Here is a 26,864-nt window from a genome sequence, read left to right as displayed (position 1 = left end):
TAATGAGAAAATTGTTTTTGTGCATGGATATAGTGAGCAACTTTCAAAATTTATCAGGATAGGTTCGCTGGTCTACTGGAAGTGCGACACCATAATCACTGAAAAAAATTTCAATAATATTCAAGGTATTGGTTATGTGTCTGCAACAGCAAAACCAGAGTTCAATAATAAGAATCAAAAATGGTCAGTTGAGTACGATCTCTTTAACACCAAAGAAGCGATTTAATATATAAATTATTTCAAATACCACCTAACAAAGTGGTATTTTTTATCAATATAAAAATATTAGTATCCAAATATAAAAAATATAAGTATTCCTATTGACTATAAATATAGGTTTGCTAATATTCATCTCGTACCCACAACGAGACCTTCAAATGAAAGCTCATTATTTCAAACAAGGTAAAAACCATGTACTCATTTTGAGTGCTGATTCACGTCCAGTTGGTGAACGCATTGTGCTTGATAGCAAAAAAGCTGTGCGTGAGATGGCGAAGCAACGTGGCGCAGAACCACACAACTTCTAAAAACAAAAAACCGCCGAAGAACTGAGACCCTTGGCGGTTTACATAAAGCGAGATCATTATGAAACAAAAACCTACTAAGAGTCAAACGACTCGGCTCTACCAAGAGCCAACTGCTGCTGAAATGCGTACTTCACGCCTCTCGATCATCCTTGCCAATGCTAAAGAATTTGCAATTTTTGCACTTATTGCTTTGGTGTTTTGGTTTGCTATCACTGCTGCATTAGTTGCAATGTTTGGAGGTTAATGTGGTTGATCAAGTTATTACTTTTCACCGAGAAGGTGAATTTGAAGCCTACCGCGATGCTAAAAAATGGTGTGAGGAAAACGGCTATAGCTACGGATCTATGCAGCACACAGCACCAATAGGTTTACTAAAAGGTAATTGGACTATCTCTAAATGGCGAAATTTAGATAGCAAACAGCGTAAACAGCTACATGGAACTATGACTTGCGTAACAAGTTTTCGTGAAGCACCTATACATATTGTCCTTAAAAATAAGGAGCAGCATTCATGAACGATTGGAAAAAACTACGTGCTCGTTATGGCAGTACAAAACAATATAAAAAGCGTATAGCAGTGTTTCCAAGCCAAGTTGAAGAATTTAGTAATTGGCTTATAGATAATGGTGCTGATGTTTATGCCCATCTTGCACAAGATGAAATCTTACGTTTCAGAATGGATGGTGAGTACGGCATTGTTTGGCGCACTGGAGCTGGCAATTTAATCGCACACAATTGTGCAGAAAAATGGGGAGCTAACCAATGAACGCCTATGTAGAACTTTCAACCCCTGCCCAACTCATTGAAAAAATGAGTAACGATGAATATCACGCTCGTCCTGAATTTAGCTCAAGTCAGCTTAAAGACATGCTTCGCTCAGGTGCTCATTTCTATTCAAAAAATATTTTGAAAGAAACAGAAAAAGAAACCAAAGAGGCAATGAACTTTGGGACTTTAGCGCACACCATGTTTCTTGAACCTGAGCAATTTGAATCAGAATTTGTGATTGCTCCAAAGTTTGATAAGCGCACCAAAGCTGGCAAAGAAGAAGCTTTGGCTTGGGAGGAAGCGGACCAGGGAAAAATTTTGGTTACTCAAGAACAGGTAGATGGCGCTGAACGCATCGCAAATAACTTGCGTACGTTAAGTACATACCAATTCATGATGAATGAATACGGCATGGCAGAAGCAAGCATATTCTTCACAGATCCTGTGTACGGCTTAAAACTTCGTGTACGTCCCGACTACCATATAGTGCCCTGCAAGAATTTTCCAAACGGCTTGATTCTTGATGTGAAAACAACAACGGATGCACGTCCTCACGCTTTCTCGAAAAAATGTGCTGACCTTGGTTACGACTTATCAGCATCGATGTACCGCGAAGGCTTCCAGCAGTACTACCAAACAGAGGATAAGCCCCCTTTTATTCTTCTCACCGCTGAAAGTTCTATTCCCTTCAACGTTAAACAGTACAACGCTTCTGATCTATTTTTAAGTGTTGGTGATGCTCGCTATAACAAAGCGAAAGAATTGCTTGCCGAGTCGCTGTTGATCAATGAGTGGGATGGTTATTCAAAAGAAATTGAAGACATTTTTTTACCATCTTATATGGCCAAACAAGCCCTAGATGCTGATTTTCACTAATTTTATTCATTTTTAAGACAGATTTATTCAAATTTAAGGAATTTTATTCATGAACGCTCAAACACAAATGTCTGCACCAACTCAACAATCAGTTGGATTATTAAACCTTGAGTCTTTCGAGCTATCGCAACGCATTGCGAAAATGTTGTCTAGTTCTACCCTTGTGCCTGAACAGTACCGCGCAACGATTCAAAAGAAAGCGGGCAAAGATAGCTATGGTAATCAGCAATGGCGTGAAGAACCAAACCCGAACGGCTTATCTAACTGCATCATTGCATTGAACATGGCTAATCGCATGGGTGCAGATCCGTTAATGGTTATGCAAAACCTTTACTTGGTCAACGGTCGACCAAGCTGGTCATCACAGTTCATTATGGCTGGCATTAATAGTAGTGGTCGTTTTTCTGCGCTACGCTTTGAAATTGAGGATTTAGGCGAAAAAGAAGTCGAATGCACTGAAACAGTGTGGGAAAACCGTCAGAAAAAAAATGTCACCAAAAAAGTTAAAATCCATGACTTTAGCTGCACTGCTTGGGCAATTGAAAAAGAAACAGGTGAACGCCTTGAATCTTCTAAAATTACCATTGAAATGGCAGTAAAAGAAGGTTGGTACACCAAAGAAGGCAGTAAATGGCAAACTATGCCTGAGCAAATGCTTCGTTATCGTGCTGCATCATTCTTCGGCCGTGTATATGCACCTGAGCTATTGATGGGCTTGCGCTCTGCTGAGGAAGAGCAAGACCGTATTATCGATGTGACACCAGAGCAAGAAGCAACTGTAGTAAATGCATCTGATTTCAAACACATCAAAAATTTAATCTTAAAAGCTAAGTCATTAGATGCTTTAGAGGAACTAGAAAGCAGTATCTATGCCCTTTCTGATGAAGCTGAACGTAACGAGTTAATTAAGTTTTGGACTGCTCAATCGAATAAATTTAAAGTCACTGATGTTGAAGCAACTGAAGCAAAAAAGCCTGAATCAACTCAGCAAGAAGCACCACCAGTTGAAGAGAAAAAATCAACTTCGGCACAAGTGCGTAAACAAATACTAGATCAAATCAATGGCTTTACAAACTCTCAAGATTTACAAGCAATCATTCCCTTTATCCAGGGTGATGAAATCTTAACTGATGCTCATAAGACCTATGTTTTAAATGCAGTTCAGCAAAAGATTGATGAACTTAACAAATCAAAAGCACCTGTAGTTAATGAGATTAAAAGTATTAGTGTCAAAAATGGTTTGATCGCACAGATACAGGAATCTAAGGACGTTGCAGAACTTGAAGTGGTCGCTAAACGCATCACTGAAAATAAGGCTCAAATGACAGATGAGCATCACCAAATAGTTTTAACCTCTTATGCACAACGCAAAGAGATCCTAAGCCAAGGTGATATTTTTGGCGAGGCGCAGTCGGCACCAGACACAGCGGTAGATCGTGCAATTACACGAATTGAAAAATGCACGACTCAAGATGAAATAAATCAGGTTTGGGCTGAACTCGAAAGCAATCCTTATAACAAATTTAGTCCTGAAGAAAAATTGTTAATTGAGCAAGCTGCCGAACGTCGTGAAGCAGAAATCACAGCTTAAAGCAGTTTGGCCACATTAAAAATATATTAATGGAGGAATCGCCAGTCAAAGAAAAATCGGATCGTATAGCTGACCCTCTGCGATCCAATCTGATTGGGATTAAGATTATATGATGAATAAATATATTGTTGTCATTGAAGCAAGTAAACCACCACAATTATTCCTAGGTGATGATTTCGCAGGTGGAACAATCGTTGAATTAAAAGCTGAAGAATTACCTCACCGTGTAACAGCAGCTTGGCTTGCAAAACGTTTTAATTATTCTCGCAAAACAATTATTGAAAAAGTTGGTGCGTTTAATAAAGGTGATGAAAATAAACACCTATACGATCCAAAAGAAGTTTTACCTGTTCTAGAGAACTTAAATGTTATCGCTGCCAAACGTGGTGCTAGACGTAAAAATTAGAAAAGGGCTTATTGCCCTTTATTTACGTTCAATATTTTCAATCAACTTCAGAAACTCATTTGCATAAGCTTCAGCTTGATCACGCTGATGAATAATATTTATATTTTCATTATTAAAACTTGCTTTGTTAGTCCAATTGAATGAACCTGTAATGACTGTTTTTAAGTCAATAATACAAAATTTATGATGCATAACATTTTTATAGTGAGCATTCATAGGTGAAATTTTATAATATTCCATATCTGTTATTTTAAAATCAATACCTCTAGTTCTGGTTAAATCATCATCATTTACAACAATTCTGACATTAAGACCTTTTCTATATTGTTTAAAAAGAGCATTTGCAATTTCTCTAGATGTTATCCATGCAACAGCGACCCAAATCATATATTTTGCAGAATTAATTTGTTCAATAACTTGTTTTTCAATATCTTCAAAAACAGGTTTTAAATCTATATTTTCTTTAAAATTTTTACCTTTTAAACGAAAAATACCTTCAATATCTTTCTCAAGTTGATAGCCATCAAATTTCAAAATTTTATTTAAATGTTCAACTCTTAATTCTGGATTTTGACATATTCTATCGTCCACTAAGCTTTCAATTAAAGGTTTTAATTGAGGTGTTTCATTAAATTCATTTAATTTATTTTTGGTATAAATCTTTCTAGAAGGGAAGTTTCCTTGTTCATTCAATAAATCATAATCATCTCTTGAACCAAAGCAATTAAACAGCTCTACTATTTTGGCACCTGTCAAACGATTTGGGCCATCATCATCTAAAATTTGTTGAACTAACTGTGTTAAAGATAATGTTGATATTTTCATAAATAAAAAAGCCCCATTCAATGGGGCATAGTTTAAGCAGCATTCAACATTTTTGCTATCTCGGAAGCTGTTGGATTGTAATAAGTATTCACCAATACACTCAGCGTTTTATGCCCTGTTACTTTTGCCAATATCTCTACAGGGAGTTTTTGATTATTCACCATTCGTGTGATTGCTTCATGCCGTGTATCATGGAACGTTAACTCACCATCTAAGCCAGTGCGTTTTAAATTTCGCTGCCATAGCAGCCTGAAAGAATTAGAACTATGAGGAACCAAGCTACCCTTTTGATCAGGTAATAAATCTAAAAGCTTTCTAGCCTTATGTGAAAGTGGTACATCACGTGAAGTGCCATTCTTGGTATCAGGCAAATGGACATAATCACCATGATCATGTTCTTTATGGATACCTAGAATTTCACCTTTACGCATTGCTGTTTCAAGCGCAAACAAGAAACACCAAGCAACAAAATGTCCTGGTGTATTTGGTACCATATTTTCATGATAATTATCCAAACCTTTTAGGATCTGTTCAATCTGTGTTTGGCTAATACGGTTTTGCCGTGATTGCGATCTAATAGGTTTCTTAACCAAGTTAAATGGATTTGATGGAATTAGAAATGCTTCACGTACAGCAAAGGTAAATACCACGGATCCTAAACTCATTTCTCTATGTACAGTTGCAGGTTGTACCATCTTCAAACGTCTATCACGATTTTCTGTAATAAGTTTTGGTGTGATTTCATGAATAGATTTATCAACTAGATCGCCATAGTAACGATCAAGCCACTTTAGATGATTACGTGTATATTCTTTGCTTTTTTTGAATTGGCCACACTTTTCATAATAGAGGTGGAAAAGCTCACGTAAGGTACATTTAGGTTTATTCAGATTTTCTAGTTCTTTTTCATATTCAAGTTGCAATTCTATTAGGCGTTTATATGCCCATTGAGTGCATTCTTCAGGAGTATCGCGAGTAGCTGCATCACGGAGATGTTTGTATTTGACTTGGATGCGCCAGGCATTGCCACGTTTGACAGGTTTTTGCATAATTACTAACTCTAAATATTTGGGGCCGTAATTTGGGCACCAAAATCCTTAAAGACCCATACGTTCTTCAAATTTGGCGCCCAAAAGCGAAATATAAAGCAGTTTTTAATGCAAATTTTGAGTATTTTGATTACTCAAAGCTGACCTATTTGACATAAAAACAGGGCAAAATCATTACAATTTTGCCCTTATATTATTGATATACATCAATAAAAATCTTGGTAGGTTTAACCAGATTCGAACTGGTGACCTCTACGATGTCAACGTAGCGCTCTAACCAACTGAGCTATAAACCTAATGTGAAAACATAGTATTCATTTTTCTGTCATCTGACAAGTATTAATTTCTTCTCCGCAACTCATTCGCACACTCTTTAAGCAAAATTTTAAATTGTTGGATATCTTCCTGATTTTCATCAGCTAAATATACCATTTTTTGAAAAATTTGATTGGTTTGCATAAAACATTCAGATTGCGGAGATTGTTGAGACAGGCGAATCATCCATTGTTGAAAGGTTTCAGATGCCACTTTTTGATCAGCCATTTCCAATTGATCATTAAATTTTAAAATGAATCGCTCTACAGTCGAAATTTTTCGAGTGCTTAAAAATTTACTGATTCCCCAATACAATAATAACAACCCCATCACGCCAAAAATCAGAACCAAACCAAAGCTATAACTCGATGTTAAGCCAAGTTTTCTCATCCAACTATTTTGTTTATCAACATCATAACCTACCACTTTACTTTGCCATTGAAAGCTTGCGTAATCACTCCACACCCTTAAATTACGCAAAATCGACAAATGTTGTAATTTTAAGTTTGAATAATCAGCATCACCAAAAATCGCTTGGTCATCACTCATCATATTTTGCATACCATTGTCAATCCGCATTGGTGCAATCATGGCTGTCGGATCAATACGATGCCACTTCCCTTGTACATAAACTTCCGTCCATGCATGTGCATCAAGTTGACGTACTTCCCAACTTTGTCGATCAGGGGCGAATTCCCCACCTTGATAACCTGTCACCACACGGGCAGGAATTCCCACATAACGCATCAGCAATACAAAGCTTGAGGCATAATGTTCACAAAAGCCCTGTTTTGATTGAAATAAAAACTCATCAATACGATTGTTTCCAAGTTTTCCAGGTACAAGGGTATAAACGAATTTTTCCTGTTTGTACCAATTTAATAGATTATTGATATACGTTTCAGGATCATGTTGGCTTTGTTGATATAAACTTTGCGCAAACTTTTGCGCTTGGACATCATTTTTTAGTGGATAATTCAAACTATTTTTTAAAATATGTTGGCTTGTCGCAGCATTTTGTACATCAGCTACATCATTGCCAATCCATTGCAATTGAATAGGTTGGGTACGTTGGACCATACGTCTTGGAACAATTGACCAATCTTCACGTAAAATAAATTTATTCTCTATAGGTACCGATTTTTCTAAGGCAGTAATCCATTGTTGACTTGGATCACTTGCTAAATATTGATAATGAAATCCTGTATTTGGCGCAAAAGATTGAGATGATTTCGCCTGTTGATTAATAAAACTACTTGTCCAACGTGTTCCATCATAGTGATCCAAAACCATCGCTCGCCAATACAACTCAGAACGTTGTGGCAGTTGTTGCATATTTCCAATCACACGAAAAGCCAAAGCACTTGATTGTGAAAGCTCAGCAATATCCCCAGGTGACATACTATCACTCAGTCCTGTCACTGCTTTATTTTGTGGAATCGGGATCTGCCAAAGTGGTGGTAAGCGTGGGAAAAACAGGAATAATAAAATAAAAAATGGCAGTGCCAAACTAATGAATTTAAGAATATGCAAAGAATCGGTTTTGAGTGATTGCAATACAGGTTGTGCAGTGACAAAATTTGCTGTCTGCACCCGATACAAACCCACCAAACAACTGATTAAACAACATAAAACCAGTAGCGCCATCCAAAAAGCTTGGCTATGTAAAAATAAGCTTGCACTGACAAACAGAGCAAAATTGAACAGGATAATAAAATCCCGCTTGCTCTTAGTCTCTAAGGCTTTAGCAAATAAAAATGTCGCTAAAACCGCAGTCCCTGCCTCCACACCTAAAAATGTGCGAGCATCAACATAGACAATAATTAAAGCGAAGACTGCAAAAATAATTTTGGGATATTTCGGAAAATCAAAAATTTCATGTTGATTTTTCTTATGATAATACACTGCCAAACCGATCAGACTGATCAAAAATAAAATCGACAATGCAATCGGCATAAACGCAACTTGCGCTAGCCAAATAAAACTCAGTGCACAAAGTATGGAAATTTGAATGGATTTGTTCATATACACCGCCCCTATGCCTGTGCCAATAAGGTTTTGACCTGAATATAATGTCGTTCTCCAACACCATTTTCAGTTTGTGCATGCGGTAAAATCACACTATACGGCGTTTGGGACTGTTCACATTGATCCACCAATTCCATCATAAAGCTGAGTTTTTCTTCATGGTCGCCACTTGGCATTTTACTATATTCAATTTGCATCACATGCGTATCGACCAAATCTTCAAACTGTTTAACAAATAATCCTTGCCCTCGTGCAGCTTGTTTCCATGAAATACTTTGCAGAGAATCGCCTGATTTAAAATTTCTCAGCTCTTTAAACTCATCCAAATCAGGCTCACCTGTATTGGAATAGTGCTGAAAATTTTGTGAAAATGCTTTGGCTTCAGGCGCAATCCAATAATTTTCGGTTAAATAAATATAAGTCCAAGCACGGACTAAGCCGAGTGGATAAGTTGAATAAATTTGAATCGGTGGAATTTGAAATTGACCACGTTGATCAGGCATCAAATGAATTTCAACGCTTTGTTGTTTTTCTTGAAAAAGCACAGATTGGATTTGTGACGCATTCACTGAATTTTTAGCGTCAGTATTGTTCAATTTTGGATGCTTAATATCACTGATTTTAAAATTTAAATATTTTGCACTTGCCTGTGCTTGCTGCAAAATAATTTTGACCTTAAATACTTCATTGACCTTGCCAACTTCATCCACAATCACTTCAAGGCTTACGCCATGTAATTGCTTAAAACTTAAATAAAAACTGATACACAAAATTGCACTGATTAAAAAGCAAAAACCTAAAATCAGGTTATTGGCATAATTGACCCCTGCTATAAATGTGATAAGAATCAATACCAAATACAAAAAACCTTGTTGGTAAATAAAAACCAAGACTTCATTTTGTTTTAAAGTACGGATGCCTGTGTAGCGAAAACGTAAATGCAGCCATCGGACAAACCTTTCTCTTAGCATGCTCAGCCCTATTAACCTTTCACAGCGACTTTTTGCATCAATGCCTGTGTTTCGGCTTCGCCCAATCCAATTCGATGAGATGCCACAGCAACAAAGACTGCTTGTACATCATCCACAATGACAAATTGACGTTTTTCAATCAGCGCATACGCTTGTGCGGCTTTCTTTAATGCCAAAAGTCCACGTGTGGATAGCCCATGACGACCTTTTCGAGTTTCTTCTGCCAAATCAAGCATATAATCAAAAACCAAATCATTGATTGCAATTTTATTGACATGACTTTGTAATTGCAAAATTTCCTGCTGTTCAAATACAGATTGCAATAACCCGATTAAATGATGCCTTGAATCTTGTTGTAATAAGTTTTTTTCCGCAGCCCGTGAAGGATAGCCCAAGGACAAACGCATTAAGAAGCGATCAAGCTGTGACTCAGGCAGGCTGTATGTGCCGCTTTGAAAGAGTGGATTTTGTGTGGCAATTACCCAAAACGGTTTGGGCAACTCATAGCGTGTACCATCAACTGTGACGTTGCCCTCCTCCATTGCCTCTAACAGCGCACTTTGAGTTTTTGGACTGCAACGGTTAATTTCATCTGCAAGTAAAATTTGCGTGAAAATTGGACCATATTTAAACTCAAATTGATGTTCTTTTTGATTGAACATATTGATGCCGATTACATCACTTGCAAGCATATCATTGGTAAATTGGATACGTTGAAAATCCAATCCTGCAAGGCGTGACAAGCTACTCGCCAATGTGGTTTTCCCCAATCCCGGCAAGTCTTCAAACAGTAAATGCCCACTTGCAAGCAGGCTGCATAATGCGAGTTTGGTTTGTTGTTGCTTATCTAAAATGATACTGTTGATTTGTGTTAAAAATGCATCAATTTTTGGGTAATATATGGCTAAATCCAAATGCTCATCTGTATGATTTTGTTGTGACACTTTTTGCGCTGCTGTTCCCCAAATCACCTTTTATTCCCCAATAAAAATTTTAAGCAATTTGATTAACATACACGGTTTTAGGGAATACTCAAAGCGAATACAATGGCTATTCCTACTTTATACTGTTGATGTATAGCTCAACTAGTTTGAGCGCTATGTTGACATCGCAGAAGTCTTAAAAAAATCAGATGAATAAATTTTCTTCATCTGTAATCTGCATAATATCTATTTTGGAAAGTAATAGAATACAAATAAATCAATTGTTTCATTGACTTCAAAATCACATATGCTATCTCGTCAGGCGACATGGATGTCGCCATGTTGGGCAAGGGCTTCATGGATGAACCCTTTGCCCAACAAAGGATTTTTGTCACTTTTGATCCTTCAAAAGTGAGGCATCAACTACGCAAAGCAATTTAAACCTTTCAATGTATATCGAGTCTGTACAAATCTTTAATTTATATTATCCAACTTTAATCAAATGGTATAACTAGCATAAGTGGCATTGTGAACCCATTAAAAGACACAACCCCACATAAAATTATATAAATATGACCCAATCATTAGATGTAAAAAACGGCATCCTAAAATGCCGTTCTCTTTAAAACTTTACAAATTCATCAACACGGACACTTCTTCAAACACCTTTCGCAGATGGATAGCGAGCATCGACACAATAACGATGAAAAGTTTTTTCATCCATCACATCCAGATCAGGATGATTTTTTTTCATGTGTTCCAAATAATTTTGATAATCAGGAACACCGACCATTAAGCGAAAACTCTGCTGTAAACGCGTCCACAACGTTGCGATTCTCGACCAGTTTTTTGGATTAAAAATCAAGTCTTTTTGCGACATGATGGTCATCTTGATGATTTTATAAATCACCGTTTTACCACTTTTGGCAAATTTAAGATTCATCTGACTCACCTCTCAAGCATTAATGTTTCGCCGAAGTCACAACTGTATCTTCAGGGTCTGCATATACCGCAGGCGCTTCATTTACAGTAGGTGTCGGACTTGCCAAGGCACGGCGAATCACCCCAATCGCAGCAATAATCATAATAATCGCCACAATCATAAAGAATGCACAAAGCGCTGCATTAATTTGATTGGATAATACAATGGTTTGCATTTCTTCAAGTGTTTTCGCAGGTTTTAAAATTTCACCTTTGGCAATCGCATCAGAGAATTTATTGGCTTGTGCCAAGAAACCAATCTTCGGATTTTCATGGAAGATTTTTTGCCAACCTGCTGTCATACAGGTGATAATCAAGAAAATCGTTGGGAGAATTGTCACCCAAACATATTTCTCTTTCTTCATCTTGAACAAAATCACTGTACCAAGCGTTAACGCCATTGCCGCAAGCATTTGGTTACCAATACCAAATAACGGCCATAGACTGTTAATACCACCGAGCGGATCAACCACACCTTGATAAACAAAGAAGCCCCAACCTGCGACTGCAACTGCAGTTCCAAGCATATTTCCCACAAAATTATGTGAGTTTTTAAGCGCAGGAACTACGATTCCCACAGTATCTTGCACCATGAAACGACATGCACGTGTACCTGCGTCCACCGCAGTCAAGATAAATAATGCTTCAAACAAAATTGCAAAGTGATACCAAAATGCCATCATTGAACGGTTATTAAAAATTTCCGTAATGATATGTGCCATACCAATTGCAAAAGTAGGTGCACCACCGGTACGGGATAAAATCGTCGATTCACCAACTTCTTTAGCAAGTAAAGTCAAGGCTTCAGGTGTAACAACAAAACCCAGATTACGCACGGCTTCAGAAGCAGATTCAACCGTTGTACCAAGCACCGCAGCAGGCGCATTAATGGCAAAATACACACCAGGCTCAAGGACAGTTGCACAAATCATTGCCATCACTGCGACAAATGATTCCATCAACATACCACCATAACCGATGACACGAATGTTCACTTCATTGTCGACCAATTTTGGGGTCGTACCTGAGGATACCAATGCATGGAAACCTGAAATCGCACCACAGGCAATGGTAATGAACAAGAATGGGAACATAGAGCCTGCAAAAACAGGACCTGTACCATCAATAAAATGCGTTGTAGACGGCATTTTCAACATTGGCATGGCAACCATGATACCAATTGCCAAACCTGCAATTACACCAATTTTTAAGAAAGTTGATAAATAATCACGTGGTGCCAACAACAACCAAACAGGCAGAACTGAAGCAATAAAACCATAAATGATCAATGCCCACGTTAACTGCGTACCTGTTAATGTAAAGAATGGTCCCCAATATGGATGCGCAGCAACATCACCACCATAAATAATGGCAGCCATCATCAACACAAAGCCAATAATCGACACTTCTGCAATTTTCCCCGGGCGGAGATAACGCATATAAATGCCCATAAAAATAGCAATCGGAATCGTTGCTGCAATACTGAAAACACCCCACGGGCTATGTGCCAATGCTTTCACCACCACCAACGCCAATACTGCAAGGATAATGATCATTACCCCCAAAGCACCAAGCATGACGATCACACCTGCAAATGAACCGAGTTCCTGTTTTGCCATCTCACCGAGTGAACGACCATCACGACGGGTAGAGATAAATAAAACCAGAAAATCCTGTACAGCACCTGCAAGTACCACACCGACCAAAAGCCAAATCGTACCGGGTAAATAACCCATTTGCGCCGCAAGGATCGGACCAACCAAAGGCCCTGCACCTGCAATGGCTGCAAAATGATGTCCAAATAACACATATTTATTGGTGGGAACATAATCCAAGCCATCTGCAAGACGGTGTGCAGGCGTCAGACGTCTGGGATTAAGTTCAAAGACTTTATTGGCAATAAATAAACTATAAAAACGGTAGGCAATGCTATACACACAGATTGCGGCTAATACCAGCCACACTGCATTAACATGCTCTCCCCGACTTACAGCTAAAATTCCAAACGAGATTGCGCCTATGATCGCAACGATGACCCAAATCAGTTTTGATAAAGGTCCTGATTTTTTCTGAATATTTTCCATTCATACCTCACATCTTGATTACAAAAGCAATTCCTTTGTTTTTATTTACGTAATACAGTTTGTGTGATCCTTTTCCCTTGTGACTCTACTCCTTGATTTTTTATTTTCATCTACGACTTTGGCATACAAATTGGTTTTAATATGCCCATCTAGCATGACTAGATGATGACGCACTGTTTGAGTGTACCGACTAATCTGTTCCTTTTGTCAAAAAATTACCAATCTACCTAGGCAATTTTATTCTGAATCATTTTCATCCTGAAAAGTAATCCAATAAAAAAGGGATGATTTTCATCACCCCTTCGATAATAGTCTATTTTTCAACTATTATGCACGTTCTAAATAGTCACCAGTACGAGTGTCTACACGAACGCTTTCTTCTTGCTGTACGAATAATGGAACACGTACCACAGCACCTGTTTCAAGTTTCGCAGGTTTACCACCACCACCAGAAGTATCACCACGTACACCTGGATCAGTTTCAACAATTTTCAACACCACAAAGTTTGGTGCATTGACTGTTAATGGCACACCATTGAACAACATGATGGTACATTTTTCGTTTGAATCATCTTTTAACCATTTTGCAGCATCGCCCATTGCAGTTTTATCTGCAGCGATCTGTTCAAATGATACAGGATCCATGAAGTTCCACATTTCACCATCGTTGTATAGATAGTCCATTTCAACTTCTACGATGTCTGCAGCTTCTAACGAATCACCTGATTTAAAAGTTTTTTCTAAAACTTTACCAGAACGTAAGTTACGTAATTTTACACGGTTAAACGCTTGACCTTTACCTGGTTTAACGTATTCATTTTCCATGATTGAACATGGGTTACCGTCAAGCATGACTTTAAGGCCTGACTTGAAATCATTTGTAGAATAATAGGCCATGAAAAGGCTCACTCCAAACTTTAATCTTTAATCTATTAATACAGTCCAAGCTGCATTAGAGAACGTACAACAACAAAAAAAGTGCCTAACAAAAGCTAAAATTGTCATTTTAGAATATTCTAAATGAGCAAGTAGTCATGAAGCAATGTTAAATTGTCCTGTTACATCGCAAAACTGGCTGATCATCATGCATACAGACGAAGATAAACCCTGTTTATCCTTTGCCTCGTTCACGGTAAAATCAACCATTGCTAGGATGTAAAATTTGCAGTGACACTTTGATTTGTTGCACATTTACATCAATTTTCAAGGTCTTATGCAGCATCACGATGCGAAATCGTGTTTGACCCCAAACTCTCTCAATTAGTATATGGCATGATAAACTATTTATACCAAGAGCAAAACTGGCAATCTCAAATGAGTCAGTTAATTACCGATCCCAATGAGTTGCTCGATATTTTACAACTTGTTCCTGAGCAATTGTTATCTGGGGCAATTTTAGCCAGTGAGCAGTTTAAATTACGTGTGCCACGTGCTTTTGTTGCAAAAATGCAAAAATCTGATCCGCTTGATCCACTGTTATTACAAGTCCTACCACATCATCTTGAGCTAGAAGAACATGCAGGATTTGTCACTGATCCTTTGGGTGAAGAAGCAGCCAATCAGCTTGCAGGTGTATTACATAAATATAAATCTCGATTTTTACTCACTTTAACAGGTGCTTGCGCAGTCCATTGTCGTTATTGTTTCCGTCGCCATTTCCCTTATCAAGAAAATTTGCCAAAAAATGATGATTGGCAACAGATCAAGAGCTATTTACTTGATCATCCTGACATCAATGAAGTGATTTTAAGTGGTGGCGACCCGCTAACTTTGTCCAATCGTAAATTAGCAGTATGGCTAGAACGGCTAGCGTCTTTGCAACAAATTAAAATTTTGAGAATTCATTCACGTGTTCCGATTGTAATTCCAGAAAGAATCGATGAAGAGCTGACTTACTTATTGAAAAACAGTCGGCTACGTGTCATTCTAGTGGTGCATGCAAATCATGCTGCGGAACTTGATGCAACAACTTGTGGCAAACTTGCACAACTCGTTCAACAGCAAATTTTGGTTTTAAACCAATCAGTTTTGCTCAAAGGTGTGAATAATTCAGCAGAGATTTTAGTTGAACTCAGTCAACGCTTGTTTGAGGCGGGTGTATTACCGTATTATTTACATGTGCTTGACAAAGTCAAAGGTGCACATCACTTTGATTTACAAGCAAATACGATTGATCAAATTTATACAGATCTGCTTGCCAATTTACCAGGATACTTAGTTCCTAAGTTGGTTCGAGAGATTGCGGGAGAGAAAAATAAAACACCGCTATTCGGGGCTGTCACTTTTTAGATTTCTTTAAATGAGTTCAATATAAGTATGATAAATAAGGAAATTTCCAACATCTTCCACGCTTCAACGGTTTTAAATCGTGAACAGTTGAGTTTTTCCGCAGCTTCAGTAGAGGCATTACACCAATGGGTGTCAGGCTTATCGATTATGAAGCTCGGAGATACGTCCGAAGCATTATTAAATGCGATGTATGAAATTGCAGAATTAAACTGCACAGAAACTTTGCGTTTTGATTTGCTACAAGTCTTACATCCAAGTATTGAAAATGTACTTATTGGTTTAGAAAAATATTTTCTAGATCAAGGTTTATCACATTCAGATCGTAATGAACACATCATTGAACTGACGACTTTGATGCGTGCTTTTTTTGCCAAAATTTATGTCAATATTGCACATCGTAGCTCACAGCAATTAACACAACAAAAATATTCTATTTTAAAATTTGCACAAAACCGTAGCTTTAAAACAGCACGAATTTTAGCCAGCTATTATGCTTTGCAACAACTTGGCTTATTATTAACCCAACAACAAATGTTATACAGCCCTGCGCTTTCTCATCAATGGCAGAGCATTCATAATCTCTATGAACTTGCGCTAAAAAATGATGAACTCTTGATTAATATTAATCATTTACAAGGTACACATTTCTCAGTACAAAACATTCAACAAGCTTATGCCCAAGTCTTATTATTAGATGCCTTTAACACACATCAAATTCGTCCAAATGAAATTCAAGCATTATATGAATGTAGTTTGGATTGGGCGAAATTGGCACAAATCTTACCACGTGAAAGTTCTCTTTCTCGTTATATTGTAGACACAAGTAAAGATCATGCGCCGATCTATAATCGTCAGCACCATGAAGACTTTAAGCCCAATGTATTTATTTCAACCCAGCAATTGCTTGAACACATTAATGATACGATTCAAAATGAATCAGCTTATTTATCTAAAAACGAAAAAGACCACCTGTCTTCTGCACTAAAATTTCATGTACAAAATGTACTAGGTACGCATTCTGAACGTCAACACGAACGTTATGAATATTCTGCACAACTACAAATTTGTTTTACCCTGCAAACAGCGCATTTTTATTTATCCAATGCGAAGAGTTTTGAGGAAACACTACAAATCAATCAAAATTTCGGTTTTAGATCTGAAGCAAATCTTCAAAGCAGTATTGCAAATAGCTCTCATAATGCTTCACAAACACAGAAAATTAAACAAATTGACCGTGAAGTAAAGCAAATTTATCAAACTGAAGTGCTCGATATTAGTATCAGTGGTTATCGTATTGCATGGTCAGGTGAAGCACCTAAAAATCTACGTACAGGTGAACTCATTTTAGTCAGTGAAACATTACAAAATAAATGGAAATGTGCCGTTGTTCGCTGGATCAAGCAAGCTGAAAATAAAAGCTATGAGGTTGGGGTGGAAATCTTATCACAGGATATTTATCCATGTGCCATCAAAGTTCCATCTGAAATCAGTAGCTATAGTTACCAGCCTTGCTTATTGGTGCAAACTGAGCAAGATGAACAAAATAAATTATCTTTAATCCTACCAAATCTCCCTAACTTTAAAGAGCAACAAGCACTTTATTTACGTTTTAATCATCAAGAAATTAAGGTTTATCTACTAAAATCTTTGTTTATTTCTCAAAGCTTTGTACAATTTGATTTTGAGCTGCTCAATGATGAAGAGCACGTATTGATCGACCAATTTATCCAACAACAATTAAATGATTCAAATCATCATGACTTATGGGACACTTTGAAGTGAGAAATTTATTATTATCTAAGAAATTAAAACTCTCCGAAACACGAGTACTGATTATTGATGATAATCAAATTCGATATAACGCCCTCATGCAGTTATTTGAAAGCAAAGAACATTTGGCACAAGGTTTATTGCTTGATGACTTGAAAAGCTTTGAAAAACAACTCAATACCTCTTGGGATTTGATTATCTTTGGACGTGCTTATGACCTAAAAATGGAACAAGCCATCACCTTGATTCAAGCCTCTGAACAAGTCAATATTCCTGTCATTTTACTCCAACCTACAGAATATAAACCTGAACAATATGAATACTTTATTCATAAAGGTATTTATGACATTATCGATTTACAAGCACCAGAACATTGTTATATCAGCTTAGTACGTGCTTTATCTTATAGTCGCACACTTCAGTCAAAGCAGCATTTATTACATGACTTAGAGAATGCAAAAACCCAAGCACAAAGCTTAGTTGAAGAACAACATAAAGCCTGTGCTGTACTTGAAGAAGGCATACATACGCAAGCAAACCCTGAATATTTACAACTATTTGGCTTAAATAGTGAAGACGATATTATTGGCTTACCTGTGTTAGATATTTTACAACCAACAGATTTAAATGATTTTAAAAATCGGTTTAAAAAAATCACACAAGGACAATTTGATTATGCACGTTTTGATATTCAAACCTTAAATCAAAATGCAAAAACTCAAAATCCTTTAAAAATTGAGTTTTTGCCAGGTTTAGAAGCAGATGCCTTACATCTCACCATTGAAATGGCATCACAAAGCACACAAAAAGCCAATGATGCGAGTACAATCACAACCAATCATTCAAATCTCTCTGCTATTTTTTCACAAATTCATCGCGCTCTGCTTGATCAACCTGCCAAGGCCAATGCATTAATTGTCTTTAGCCTAGCCCAATGTCCTGATGCTGTGTTCAATTTATCTTGGCAAAATATTTCTGATTATTTTAATGGGATACAAAGCTTTATTAAAGAACAGACCAATCAAAATGTGCTTAAAATTGACACTGGAATCTATGGTATTTTGTTGCAAGCAGGCTCTGATTCTTTATTAGACTCTCGCCTTTCTAATTTAAATGTTTTAAAAAAACCACAACTTGTTGAGATTGAGCAGCAAAGTTATCAATTTAATCTAAAAATTGGTTACGCAATGATTCAGTCCGAACAGTTTAATGAAGCAAATTTTTCAGAGTTAGTGATCCAAGCCTATAATTCCCGTTTGTCCACACAACAATCTGAATCTGATTTGCAAATGAGTGCCTCTTTACAAGAAGCACACATTGAACTTGCACCAATGCAATTAGAAGAAATCGCCCCTATAGCAACGATCGAACCTGCAACACTTACATTAGAAGCTGAAGCTATACCAACACCAAGCATTACGATACCAACACCAACTATTGCTGTAGAAGCAGCAGCTCCTATACAAGTAAATCTTACTGATTCTCCGATTTTACGCCAAATCACTGAGAAATTAGAGCAAGGTGAAATTCGTATTAAATATCAACAACTGTATGACAAACAAGATACCAATCTTTATACCTATGAAGTCACTAGTGGCTTTATTTATGAAAATCAATGGAAAAAAATTAGTAATTTAATTGAACTTGATGATGATATTGAACTCTCAATTAAATTAGACCGCTGGATTTTGGTTGAAGCATGTAAGCAACTGCATAACTTTATCCATCAATATCCTACAGCGAAAATTGTTGTTAATTTAAATCGTCATGTTTTATTCCATGACAAACAATTCCCAGAGCTAATCTCGAAACTTATTACAATTGTAGGAAGTCGAGCAACGCATCCGATTATTTTACAATTTGATGAAGAAGACATCGCTAAAAATATCATTGAAGCGCAGAAAAATATCTCTATTTTACGTGAATATGGTGCTGATATTGCAGTCCGTCGTTTTGGCTCTACAATTTCAAGTGAAGCCATCTTAAAGCAAAGTGATATCGTCCATTTCACCTTAGATGAAAAATATACACGTATGCTAGATAAAGATACCACGATGCAATCTCTACAAGAAATGATTGATAAATATATGGAAATCAGACCTGTAGAATTTTTATTGACTCAGTTAGATGATATGAATGCTTTTGCGAATGCATGGAATGTCGAAGCACGTTTCTTACAAGGTGATTATTTCCAAAAGAAATTGGATCAACTCACTGATGTGCAAGATCAATAATATAGATAAGGGCTTATACATATAAGCCCTTTTTTATATTTTATAAAACACAAAAAAATAGGTATAAAAAAACGGACTAAAAAGCCCGTTCTTTTTTGCAACGAAGGATTAACCACGTTTAACTGAACGTGACATACCTGCAAAACGTTGCTTGAATTTATCGATACGACCACCAGTATCAACATTCTTCTGTTTACCAGTATAGAATGGGTGACAAGCTGAACATACGTCAAGATAAAGCGTTTCTTTACCTAAAGCAGAACGAGTTTCAATTACGTTACCACATGAACAAGTAGCAACTAATTTTTCGTATTTTGGGTGAATATCGGCGCGCATGGTCGATTCTCCTAAGTTAAGAAAGGTTTCGCTGTCATCGCAATTAACCACTCTCAGTTTTAATACTAAGGCAAGGTTGAATAAATTAAAATTCAACAGGTTAACACCATAACAGACCATTTCTTTTGAGCCCACCGAGACTATAAGCGTCAGAGCTAAGCACAACAAGTGGGCAATATTATAATTGAAAATATATCATTAATAAACCGATTAATCCTCTTTCGCCTATTTATTCTACTGTTCTGTGCGCTATTGTAATAGACTCCATATCTTCTATAGAATTTAATAAAAAGTCGCTCATCACAACATCAACCAAATATTCTAGATTTGCAATAATGTGTACTGTTCAATAAATAGTTTGTCTTCTTGCATATTCTTTAGTCATCGCCTATTTCATCATTGTTTTGATTATTTAAATAAGTGATTAAGCACGCTATAGTTACTTAAATTATCAAAAAATAGTGACTTTTGAGTTGAAATTTAGAATCATTTTCATGCAAAAAAACTATCTTAGTGCACCAATATAGTGATGGCGTACTTGTGCTTTATAAATTTCTTCTTCTGTAACCTCTACAGCATATTGATCATAAAGTTCATCCTCTAAAGCTTTTAGTGGGGTAATTTCAAGGTGAATAAGTTTTAATAATTGTTCAGAAATTTCTTTTAATTCTAAGTCATCACTCACAATCGTTTGCTCTACCACATATTCTGCATACTGTTTATTTTCAATAAGATACCTTACATCAATCACTCGACCTGATACTCGTCTAAAACGATTATATAAACGTGTTGCCACAGTAAATGTTAAATTATTTGCACGATATTCATCAACAATATGTTCTTGCATTTAATTTCCCCAAATATTAAAAAAGTTTTTAGACCATTCATTCTATTTTTAGCTTTGAATGAATATATTCTGAGGAGCAAAAAACATACCAAAAACAATTATTTGATTTTTTTAGATAAAATGCTGCCAACACATCTGCAAAGAAATCCCAATCAAAACAACACCCATGATGATATTAAACACTCTCGCACGATTTCCCACATTCAAAAAATCTGCCATTTTTTCACCTGCAACACCCCAAATCCATAAAGACAAATAGCACACCACAAAATAAATCAATACAAACAATGCCAAGTAAAATTGATTATGCGATGCAGAAAATAAAGCAGTTCCTGAAACAGCAGCAATCCATGCTTTAGGATTCAACCACTGCATCAAAGCACCTTGCATAAAATTTGGAATCTGAGCTTGATCCTTTTCAAACTTTTGGATTTTTTCACCCTTTGCACTCAAAATATTCCAACCAATCCACACCAATAATGCTGTACCTAAAAGTGTAATTGCATCCAATAAAACGGGATAATTCACAATAACTTGATATAAACCAAAACACACAGCAGCAAGCAATAAAGTAAAACCTATTGTCGCACCTGAAATAAATGCAAAGGTTTTTTTCACACCATAATTCATACTACTACTGAGAATAGTCAAATTCACTGGACCAGGAGAAATCGACATAGATAGTGAAAAAGTTGCCATTGCAAATAACAGACTGAACATTTCTATATTTTCATTTTTTGAATTAATTTTTTAATCGGGCTAAAAGCACATTTTTCAAGCAAAAGTATAAAATAAAAACCATCCAATCCGTTTTACATTTCTGATTTTTTAAATAAATCCCAATACTGAGCGCAAACGCTAAGTTTTCGTCATAAAAATACGTTAAAATATGCGATTGCTTTGTTGTCTTTGGAAATGTTCATGAATTCGAAACCACGTCTTTCTACATATTGGGTTACCTGTGCGGATGGACTAGAAACCTTACTACAAGAAGAAATAGAAGGTTTAGGCGTTGAAAATGTTGAACGTTTTCCTGGTCGCCTGATCTTTAAAGGAACACTTGAGCAAGCATATCGTGTATGTATGTGGTCACGTTTGGCATCCCGTGTACTCACCCCAATCCATGTACATGAACTAGACTTTACCCATGATGCACGTGATGTCGCTGAGGAACTTTATGAAGGGGCAATCAATTTTGATTGGTCACTAATTTTTGCGCCACAAAGTACTTTTGCGATCCGTTTACATGTAGAACGTGATATTAAAGTCAATACTCAATTTGCTACGCTACGTGTGAAAGATGGTGTTGTTGACTCATTCATGGAAGCTGTAGGTAAACGTCCAAGCATTGATATTAAACAACCTGAAATTACCTTATATGTTTTAGCAGGTAAAACTGAACATACGTATTGCTTAGATTTGTCAGGTGATTCTTTACATAAACGTGGCTATCGCCGTTATATGACGGATGCACCAATTAAAGAAAACCTTGCTGCTGCAATCTTACAAAAAGCCAAATTAAAACAGCGTCATCCTGATATTATTCTTGATCCAATGTGTGGTTCAGGTACATTTATCATTGAATCTTTAATGATTTTGACTGATCGTGCACCAGGTTTAGTACGCCGTTTTGGTTTCTTAGGTTGGAATGGTCATGACCATGATCTTTGGATGGAGATCAAAGCGGAAGCCGCAGATCGTCATAAAGAAGCATTAGCTCAGCCATTACCGCAATTTTATGCTTATGATGCGGACTGGGAAGCAGTTAAAGCAACAAAGCAAAATATCATTGCCGCTGGCTTTGAATCAGTTTTAGATCAAATTAAAATCGAAGAACGTACTTTGGCAGATTGGCCTGACTTTAAAACTGAAGGCAAAACATCTTTTGTTGTCACCAACCCACCATATGGCGAACGTTTAGGTGAAAAAGCCTCAAATCGTGCACTCTATTTAGGTTTGTCTGCACTCTTACAAAAGAATTTTCCAAATCAATATGCTGCGGTAATCGCTGCTGCAGTTGAACAAGCCGATGTGCTTGCCTTTAATCATCCGCAAATTTTACGTTTAATGAATGGTAAATTACCAATTTATATTCGTTTTGGTGATATCAAGCCTGCAACCGTAGTCAAACCTTTCCTTGCTGAATGGCAACCTCAACAATTTGAAAAAATTGAAGGTGCAGAAGACTTCACCAACCGTTTGCAAAAAAACATGCAAACTTTGAAAAAATGGGCAGCTAAAGAAGATATTCATTGCCTACGTTTATATGATGCCGATTTACCTGACTTTAATGTTGCTGTAGATTTGTATGGTGAACGCCTACATGTGCAAGAATATGCACCACCCAAAACCATCGATCCAGAAAAAGCTAAAAAGCGTTTTAACTTAGCTTTAGCTGCGATTCGTGCAGTGACAGGCTTGGGTCGTGATGCAATCTTTATCAAAACCCGTGCGCGTCAAGAAGGTAAAACCCAATATTCAAAACAAAGTACTGCTTCTAAACGCTTTATCGTACAAGAAGGCAAAGCCAAAATTTTGGTGAATTTAACGGATTATTTAGATACAGGTCTATTCCTCGATCATCGTCAAATGCGTTTACGTATCGCTGCTGAAGCGAAAGGCAAACATTTCCTCAATTTGTATAGTTACACTTCTACTGCAAGTTTACATGCAGCTTTAGGTGGTGCAGCAAGTACAACCAGTGTCGATTTATCTAATACATATTTAAACTGGTCAAAAGAAAACTTTGTGTTAAATGGCTTAACTGTTGATCATGCTGATGAACAACATCAATTCTTTGCCAGTGATTGTTTTGAATGGTTAAAAGAAGGTCATGAACAATATGACATGATCTTTATCGATCCACCAACATTCTCAAACTCGAAAAAGTTCTATGGTACTTTTGATGTACAGCGTGATCATATTTCTCTCATTAAACGTGCAATGAACCGTTTAACGACACAAGGCACTTTATATTTCTCAAACAACTATCGTGGTTTTGAAATGGATGAGGAAATTGAAGCTATCTATGATGTACAAGAAATCAGCAATGAAACCATTGGTTTAGATTTTAAACGCAATCAAAAAATCCACAGAGCTTGGAAAATTACGCATATTCCAAACTAAGGCTTTTACAGGTTTTAACGTGCATCAGGATTCACATAAATCGTCACTTTATCGGCTGTAGTGACTGTAACTGTATTGTTGTGCAGACTTGTACCATATTCGACCATTTTTGCAGTATTCGGCAATGATGGTCGTTTTTCTGTTTTTTGACTTTGATAAGCATCTTCCTGACGTTGTTGTTCGTGATTATTGAGCACAACATAAGCCAAATGCTCTTTTTTATTTTCATTGGCTTGCTTTGCTGCCAATTGATGATTGATCTGCTTTTGCTGTTCAACAGGCGCTTGCACATCTCGTTTTACCGCAGTGATCACAACAGGTGTAATCGTACCTACATAGTTTTCATCTTTTGCTAGTGCATCGTCTTTTAGAGGTGATATTGCAAATGATGAGGTAGATATAGCAGCACATAAAATACCCGCAATCCATGGTATATGTTTTTGACCGAATAACTTTACACAGCGATTCATTTTAAATTCCTATCCATCTATTTTTATTTTCCAATTCAACTTAACAATTTTTACTCAGTGCAACAAGCTTAAATTATGATTTCCCGATAACCTGTACTTTTAAATATAATATTATTTTCAATAACTTATATAAATTAATATATTTAAACCATTTTTGATTTTTGAATTAGCTTTAACAAGGGCAACATATCTGTTTAAATCACAGGCAATTTCAACTCTAAAACCAAAATAAATTGTTGTATTTATATAAATTTAACTTTTTCAAAAACACAAGAGTGCAACCTTAATTTGCATAAAAAATCAAATATGTTATGCATTTATCGTTTTTAATTGTCATTTTGACATATTTAACAATTGATAAAGTTTTATTTTGATTCTAAAGTAATCTTTGATTTTTAAATCAATATAGGGGAAATCATGCGTTTTAAAATTATAGATATTTATCATCATAACAATACTCAACACTATATCGCAAAATGCTTAAAACAAAATTCACCACAATATATTACTTTAGAAAGTGAACGCATTTTATGTAAAGAGCTTGATATTATTGATGTTGATCTACAAAGCAACCAAGCAACTTGGGCAACGGGAGAAAAAATTGCCTTAAATATTTTGCATAAATTTGACCATTTAGAAAAAATATATGAATTAAATTAATCCTATAATTTAGGGTGAAATAGAATTAAATATAAATCAAAAGTTTAAAACTTGAGCCAAATTATTTTTTGCAGCTTCTTCAAATTTTTGTCGAAAATATTGAGTCTGAAATAAGGGTTTTTGTTGATAAAATTGTGTCAAAACTTCTGCCCTTTTTACTTGATAAGTCTCAGGACTAACCCATCCATATTCTTGCTGAATCTGCTGTTCATATTCAGCAAAACGTGGTGGTGAAGCTGCTAAAATTGCTAAATCAATATCTAGTAAATATTTTAAATCATGCTCTTTACTAGGTAGATGTTTTTTAGTAGCAATAATCCATCGTGCGACTTTTTCAAGTTCAGCTTTTTTTAAAATACCTACGCAATGTTCAAGCATTAATTTGGCACTTTGTTCCTCATTATCAGATGCTTGTGGGTCATAAATTACATCATGAAACCAAATGGCTAATTCAACTGCGATCGGGTCATTGAGTTGATCTTTTATGTCATAAAATAATTCAAGACATTCCACAATATGTTGATGGGTATGATAATAATTACCGACATAGCTATAAGAAAGAATTGAAAATAATGATTCTGATTGCACAGATCTTAAATTGATCGACTCAGAGAATCGTGTCCAATATTGCTGAAATTTTTCAATATGATTGTGCATTGGACATATTCCTCATTGATTTCATCGTTTTAATAAACCAATCCAAACATATTTATCTATGCTCCATTATTTAAAAGTTTTGCAAGAGATTGAGCATGCTCTCGTTGAAGAAAAACAACATTTTGATAGAGCTCGCAATTTCCAAACTCATGGATAAGTTCCTGTTGTCGTATAGGGTGATTACCAAATCTATATTGTCTGCTCCCACATTGCTGATTTGGTAATACATATACACCATAACTTCTTGGTATTGTATATATACCATCTGTTTTAACTTGAGCTAAAGAAATAGCATGATCTAAAATTTTTTCCATTGTATGTCCCAGTTCTTTATTTATTAAGCCGTTTGTTCATCTCGTTTAAAGACTAGCTCGCCTTGGAGTGAACTCTCCGCATCAAAATAATAACCATCCGTATTGAAAGTTTTTAAAGCTTCAATATTTTCAATTTGATTTTCGATAATAAAACGTGCCATCAAACCACGGGCTTTTTTCGCATAAAAACTAATAACTTTATATTTGCCATTTTTCTGATCTAAGAAAACAGGTTTGATAATTTCAGCATCAATTTTGCTTTCTTTCACCGATTTATAATATTCATCAGAAGCCAAATTCACCAAGATTTTTGAACCCGCCTGTTGTAAATCTTGATTAATCAAATCGGTGACTTGGCTGCCCCAAAACTCATATAAATTATGACCAGCTGTATTTTTCAGCTTTGTGCCCATTTCCAAACGATACGGCATCATCAAATCCAAAGGACGCAATACCCCATATAACCCTGACAACATCCGTAAATGTTGTTGTGAATATTCAATATTTTTTGCAGATAAATGATAAGCATCCAATCCCGTATAAACATCACCTTTAAAGGCAAATATAGCTTGACGTGCATTGGAAAAATTAAAATCAGGTGTCCAATCTTGGAAACGTGCTACATTCAAACTGGCAATTTTCTCACTGACGCTCATTAAACTTGCGATTTCAGATGCAGATAAAGCTCGACAAACTTCTATCAACTGCTCAGACTGTGCTAATAGTCTTGGTGTTGTATGCTGATCTGTTGGCAAAGCTGTTTCATAATCTAATGTTTTTGCAGGAGAAATAAGGACAAGCATAAAGATTTCACTTC

The 26,864-nt window shown here is 36.3% G+C and carries 27 protein-coding genes, 1 tRNA gene and 1 pseudogene; 13 read left to right on the top strand and 16 right to left on the bottom strand.

Annotated features, from left to right (window positions below):
- The 8 genes from AVJ19_RS11025 to AVJ19_RS10995 form a co-directional block, all read left to right on the top strand.
- The coding region (locus AVJ19_RS11025) for a hypothetical protein (RefSeq protein ID WP_162626588.1) at positions 1-226 on the top strand (226 nt) is incomplete at its 5' end.
- 151 nt (positions 227-377) lie between these two features.
- A complete protein-coding gene (locus tag AVJ19_RS22015) occupies positions 378-527 on the top strand; it encodes a hypothetical protein (RefSeq protein WP_162626587.1) in 150 nt (49 codons plus the stop codon).
- Positions 528-585: 58 nt separating this feature from the next.
- The gene (locus AVJ19_RS11020; protein ID WP_065992735.1) at positions 586-771 is read left to right on the top strand and encodes a hypothetical protein; all 186 of its coding nucleotides are present in this window, start codon (positions 586-588) and stop codon (positions 769-771) included.
- Between the two features lies 1 nt (position 772).
- Entirely contained in the window at positions 773-1,042 is a 270-nt protein-coding gene (locus AVJ19_RS11015) for a hypothetical protein (RefSeq protein ID WP_111859752.1), read from the top strand.
- Positions 1,039-1,293: a hypothetical protein gene (locus AVJ19_RS11010; protein ID WP_065992733.1), complete on the top strand. Its 255-nt coding sequence runs from the start codon at positions 1,039-1,041 to the stop codon at positions 1,291-1,293. Before AVJ19_RS11015 ends, AVJ19_RS11010 begins: the two co-directional genes overlap by 4 nt.
- Entirely contained in the window at positions 1,290-2,171 is an 882-nt protein-coding gene (locus AVJ19_RS11005) for a PD-(D/E)XK nuclease-like domain-containing protein (RefSeq protein ID WP_111859751.1), read from the top strand. The genes AVJ19_RS11010 and AVJ19_RS11005 overlap by 4 nt, the downstream gene beginning before the upstream one ends.
- Before the next feature lie 49 nt (positions 2,172-2,220).
- Positions 2,221-3,762, top strand: a complete 1,542-nt coding sequence (locus AVJ19_RS11000; RefSeq protein WP_111859750.1) for a hypothetical protein — start codon at positions 2,221-2,223, stop codon at positions 3,760-3,762.
- Between the two features lie 112 nt (positions 3,763-3,874).
- Positions 3,875-4,168: a hypothetical protein gene (locus AVJ19_RS10995; RefSeq protein WP_111859755.1), complete on the top strand. Its 294-nt coding sequence runs from the start codon at positions 3,875-3,877 to the stop codon at positions 4,166-4,168.
- Positions 4,169-4,186: 18 nt separating this feature from the next.
- Here AVJ19_RS10995 and AVJ19_RS10990 read toward each other — a convergent pair whose 3' ends face one another.
- From AVJ19_RS10990 to efp, 9 genes and pseudogenes are all read right to left on the bottom strand, one after another.
- Positions 4,187-4,993, bottom strand: a complete 807-nt coding sequence (locus AVJ19_RS10990) for a phospholipase D-like domain-containing protein (protein WP_111859749.1) — start codon at positions 4,991-4,993, stop codon at positions 4,187-4,189.
- A gap of 32 nt (positions 4,994-5,025) precedes the next feature.
- Entirely contained in the window at positions 5,026-6,042 is a 1,017-nt protein-coding gene (locus tag AVJ19_RS10985; RefSeq protein WP_111859748.1) for a tyrosine-type recombinase/integrase, read from the bottom strand.
- Positions 6,043-6,261: 219 nt separating this feature from the next.
- A tRNA-Val gene (locus tag AVJ19_RS10980) sits at positions 6,262-6,338 on the bottom strand.
- A gap of 43 nt (positions 6,339-6,381) precedes the next feature.
- Positions 6,382-8,382: a transglutaminaseTgpA domain-containing protein gene (locus AVJ19_RS10975; protein WP_111859747.1), complete on the bottom strand. Its 2,001-nt coding sequence runs from the start codon at positions 8,380-8,382 to the stop codon at positions 6,382-6,384.
- 11 nt (positions 8,383-8,393) lie between these two features.
- Complete coding sequence (locus AVJ19_RS10970; protein WP_111859746.1) at positions 8,394-9,356, bottom strand: DUF58 domain-containing protein; 963 nt, start codon at positions 9,354-9,356, stop codon at positions 8,394-8,396.
- An 11-nt stretch (positions 9,357-9,367) separates the two neighbouring features.
- Positions 9,368-10,300 carry an AAA family ATPase gene (locus AVJ19_RS10965; RefSeq protein ID WP_228203351.1) on the bottom strand — a complete coding sequence of 311 codons (933 nt, stop codon included), beginning with the start codon at positions 10,298-10,300 and terminating at the stop codon, positions 9,368-9,370.
- A 620-nt stretch (positions 10,301-10,920) separates the two neighbouring features.
- A pseudogene (locus tag AVJ19_RS10960) lies at positions 10,921-11,222 on the bottom strand (YbdD/YjiX family protein).
- A 19-nt stretch (positions 11,223-11,241) separates the two neighbouring features.
- Positions 11,242-13,344, bottom strand: coding sequence for a carbon starvation CstA family protein (locus AVJ19_RS10955; RefSeq protein WP_111859744.1), 2,103 nt, complete (start codon positions 13,342-13,344; stop codon positions 11,242-11,244).
- 327 nt (positions 13,345-13,671) lie between these two features.
- The gene (gene efp / locus AVJ19_RS10950) at positions 13,672-14,241 is read right to left on the bottom strand and encodes an elongation factor P (protein WP_111859743.1); all 570 of its coding nucleotides are present in this window, start codon (positions 14,239-14,241) and stop codon (positions 13,672-13,674) included.
- Positions 14,242-14,616: 375 nt separating this feature from the next.
- Between efp and epmB the strand changes: the two genes are divergently transcribed.
- From epmB to AVJ19_RS10935, 3 genes are read left to right on the top strand one after another with little or no spacing between them, the layout of a single operon-like run.
- The gene (gene epmB, locus AVJ19_RS10945; protein WP_111859742.1) at positions 14,617-15,633 is read left to right on the top strand and encodes an EF-P beta-lysylation protein EpmB; all 1,017 of its coding nucleotides are present in this window, start codon (positions 14,617-14,619) and stop codon (positions 15,631-15,633) included.
- Between the two features lie 27 nt (positions 15,634-15,660).
- Positions 15,661-17,415, top strand: coding sequence for a GTPase (locus AVJ19_RS10940; protein WP_111859741.1), 1,755 nt, complete (start codon positions 15,661-15,663; stop codon positions 17,413-17,415).
- Positions 17,397-19,637 (top strand): EAL domain-containing protein, encoded by a 2,241-nt coding sequence (locus AVJ19_RS10935; RefSeq protein WP_111859740.1) that lies wholly within the window; start codon positions 17,397-17,399, stop codon positions 19,635-19,637. The genes AVJ19_RS10940 and AVJ19_RS10935 overlap by 19 nt, the downstream gene beginning before the upstream one ends.
- Positions 19,638-19,745: 108 nt before the next feature.
- Here AVJ19_RS10935 and rpmE read toward each other — a convergent pair whose 3' ends face one another.
- The 3 genes from rpmE to AVJ19_RS10920 all read right to left on the bottom strand — a co-directional run bounded on the left by rpmE (position 19,746) and on the right by AVJ19_RS10920 (position 21,540).
- Entirely contained in the window at positions 19,746-19,973 is a 228-nt protein-coding gene (rpmE, locus tag AVJ19_RS10930) for a 50S ribosomal protein L31 (protein WP_111859739.1), read from the bottom strand.
- Positions 19,974-20,478: 505 nt separating this feature from the next.
- Positions 20,479-20,820 (bottom strand): hypothetical protein, encoded by a 342-nt coding sequence (locus tag AVJ19_RS10925; protein ID WP_111859738.1) that lies wholly within the window; start codon positions 20,818-20,820, stop codon positions 20,479-20,481.
- A gap of 111 nt (positions 20,821-20,931) precedes the next feature.
- Complete coding sequence (locus AVJ19_RS10920; RefSeq protein ID WP_111859737.1) at positions 20,932-21,540, bottom strand: LysE family translocator; 609 nt, start codon at positions 21,538-21,540, stop codon at positions 20,932-20,934.
- A gap of 201 nt (positions 21,541-21,741) precedes the next feature.
- On the opposite strand from AVJ19_RS10920, the gene rlmKL reads away from it, so the two are divergent.
- The gene (rlmKL, locus tag AVJ19_RS10915) at positions 21,742-23,946 is read left to right on the top strand and encodes a bifunctional 23S rRNA (guanine(2069)-N(7))-methyltransferase RlmK/23S rRNA (guanine(2445)-N(2))-methyltransferase RlmL (RefSeq protein ID WP_111859736.1); all 2,205 of its coding nucleotides are present in this window, start codon (positions 21,742-21,744) and stop codon (positions 23,944-23,946) included.
- Positions 23,947-23,960: 14 nt separating this feature from the next.
- On the opposite strand, the gene AVJ19_RS10910 is transcribed toward rlmKL, so the two are convergent.
- On the bottom strand, positions 23,961-24,416 hold the full coding sequence (locus AVJ19_RS10910; protein ID WP_111859735.1) for a hypothetical protein: 456 nt from the start codon (positions 24,414-24,416) through the stop codon (positions 23,961-23,963).
- Positions 24,417-24,833: 417 nt separating this feature from the next.
- Here AVJ19_RS10910 and AVJ19_RS10905 point away from each other — a divergent pair, with 417 nt between their 5' ends.
- Positions 24,834-25,076, top strand: coding sequence for a hypothetical protein (locus AVJ19_RS10905; RefSeq protein ID WP_111859734.1), 243 nt, complete (start codon positions 24,834-24,836; stop codon positions 25,074-25,076).
- A 36-nt stretch (positions 25,077-25,112) separates the two neighbouring features.
- Here AVJ19_RS10905 and AVJ19_RS10900 read toward each other — a convergent pair whose 3' ends face one another.
- From AVJ19_RS10900 to yaaA, 3 genes are read right to left on the bottom strand one after another with little or no spacing between them, the layout of a single operon-like run.
- Positions 25,113-25,733 carry a metal-dependent hydrolase gene (locus AVJ19_RS10900; protein WP_111859733.1) on the bottom strand — a complete coding sequence of 207 codons (621 nt, stop codon included), beginning with the start codon at positions 25,731-25,733 and terminating at the stop codon, positions 25,113-25,115.
- A 56-nt stretch (positions 25,734-25,789) separates the two neighbouring features.
- A complete protein-coding gene (locus AVJ19_RS10895) occupies positions 25,790-26,047 on the bottom strand; it encodes a hypothetical protein (protein WP_111859732.1) in 258 nt (85 codons plus the stop codon).
- Positions 26,048-26,070: 23 nt separating this feature from the next.
- Entirely contained in the window at positions 26,071-26,850 is a 780-nt protein-coding gene (gene yaaA, locus AVJ19_RS10890; protein ID WP_111859731.1) for a peroxide stress protein YaaA, read from the bottom strand.
- Between the last annotated feature and the right edge of the window lie 14 nt (positions 26,851-26,864).

The sequence above is a fragment of the Acinetobacter sp. CFCC 10889 genome (genome assembly GCF_003268395.1).
GTDB lineage: Bacteria > Pseudomonadota > Gammaproteobacteria > Pseudomonadales > Moraxellaceae > Acinetobacter.
Note: the sequence above shows the minus strand (reverse complement) of the source record. Positions and strands in the feature narration are given on the sequence as shown.

What these genes read in the sequence shown, in the direction of transcription:
- AVJ19_RS22015 (WP_162626587.1), top strand. Translation starts at nt 378, where the DNA reads ATGAAAGCTCATTATTTCAAACAAGGTAAAAACCATGTACTCATTTTG.
- AVJ19_RS11020 (WP_065992735.1), top strand. Translation starts at nt 586, where the DNA reads ATGAAACAAAAACCTACTAAGAGTCAAACGACTCGGCTCTACCAAGAG.
- AVJ19_RS11010 (WP_065992733.1), top strand. Translation starts at nt 1,039, where the DNA reads ATGAACGATTGGAAAAAACTACGTGCTCGTTATGGCAGTACAAAACAA.
- AVJ19_RS11005 (WP_111859751.1), top strand. Translation starts at nt 1,290, where the DNA reads ATGAACGCCTATGTAGAACTTTCAACCCCTGCCCAACTCATTGAAAAA.
- AVJ19_RS11000 (WP_111859750.1), top strand. Translation starts at nt 2,221, where the DNA reads ATGAACGCTCAAACACAAATGTCTGCACCAACTCAACAATCAGTTGGA.
- AVJ19_RS10995 (WP_111859755.1), top strand. Translation starts at nt 3,875, where the DNA reads ATGAATAAATATATTGTTGTCATTGAAGCAAGTAAACCACCACAATTA.
- AVJ19_RS10990 (WP_111859749.1), bottom strand. Translation starts at nt 4,993, where the DNA reads ATGAAAATATCAACATTATCTTTAACACAGTTAGTTCAACAAATTTTA.
- AVJ19_RS10985 (WP_111859748.1), bottom strand. Translation starts at nt 6,042, where the DNA reads ATGCAAAAACCTGTCAAACGTGGCAATGCCTGGCGCATCCAAGTCAAA.
- AVJ19_RS10975 (WP_111859747.1), bottom strand. Translation starts at nt 8,382, where the DNA reads ATGAACAAATCCATTCAAATTTCCATACTTTGTGCACTGAGTTTTATT.
- AVJ19_RS10970 (WP_111859746.1), bottom strand. Translation starts at nt 9,356, where the DNA reads ATGCTAAGAGAAAGGTTTGTCCGATGGCTGCATTTACGTTTTCGCTAC.
- AVJ19_RS10955 (WP_111859744.1), bottom strand. Translation starts at nt 13,344, where the DNA reads ATGGAAAATATTCAGAAAAAATCAGGACCTTTATCAAAACTGATTTGG.
- efp (WP_111859743.1), bottom strand. Translation starts at nt 14,241, where the DNA reads ATGGCCTATTATTCTACAAATGATTTCAAGTCAGGCCTTAAAGTCATG.
- epmB (WP_111859742.1), top strand. Translation starts at nt 14,617, where the DNA reads ATGATAAACTATTTATACCAAGAGCAAAACTGGCAATCTCAAATGAGT.
- AVJ19_RS10940 (WP_111859741.1), top strand. Translation starts at nt 15,661, where the DNA reads ATGATAAATAAGGAAATTTCCAACATCTTCCACGCTTCAACGGTTTTA.
- AVJ19_RS10935 (WP_111859740.1), top strand. Translation starts at nt 17,397, where the DNA reads ATGGGACACTTTGAAGTGAGAAATTTATTATTATCTAAGAAATTAAAA.
- rpmE (WP_111859739.1), bottom strand. Translation starts at nt 19,973, where the DNA reads ATGCGCGCCGATATTCACCCAAAATACGAAAAATTAGTTGCTACTTGT.
- AVJ19_RS10925 (WP_111859738.1), bottom strand. Translation starts at nt 20,820, where the DNA reads ATGCAAGAACATATTGTTGATGAATATCGTGCAAATAATTTAACATTT.
- AVJ19_RS10920 (WP_111859737.1), bottom strand. Translation starts at nt 21,540, where the DNA reads ATGTTCAGTCTGTTATTTGCAATGGCAACTTTTTCACTATCTATGTCG.
- rlmKL (WP_111859736.1), top strand. Translation starts at nt 21,742, where the DNA reads ATGAATTCGAAACCACGTCTTTCTACATATTGGGTTACCTGTGCGGAT.
- AVJ19_RS10910 (WP_111859735.1), bottom strand. Translation starts at nt 24,416, where the DNA reads ATGAATCGCTGTGTAAAGTTATTCGGTCAAAAACATATACCATGGATT.
- AVJ19_RS10905 (WP_111859734.1), top strand. Translation starts at nt 24,834, where the DNA reads ATGCGTTTTAAAATTATAGATATTTATCATCATAACAATACTCAACAC.
- AVJ19_RS10900 (WP_111859733.1), bottom strand. Translation starts at nt 25,733, where the DNA reads ATGCACAATCATATTGAAAAATTTCAGCAATATTGGACACGATTCTCT.
- AVJ19_RS10895 (WP_111859732.1), bottom strand. Translation starts at nt 26,047, where the DNA reads ATGGAAAAAATTTTAGATCATGCTATTTCTTTAGCTCAAGTTAAAACA.
- yaaA (WP_111859731.1), bottom strand. Translation starts at nt 26,850, where the DNA reads ATGCTTGTCCTTATTTCTCCTGCAAAAACATTAGATTATGAAACAGCT.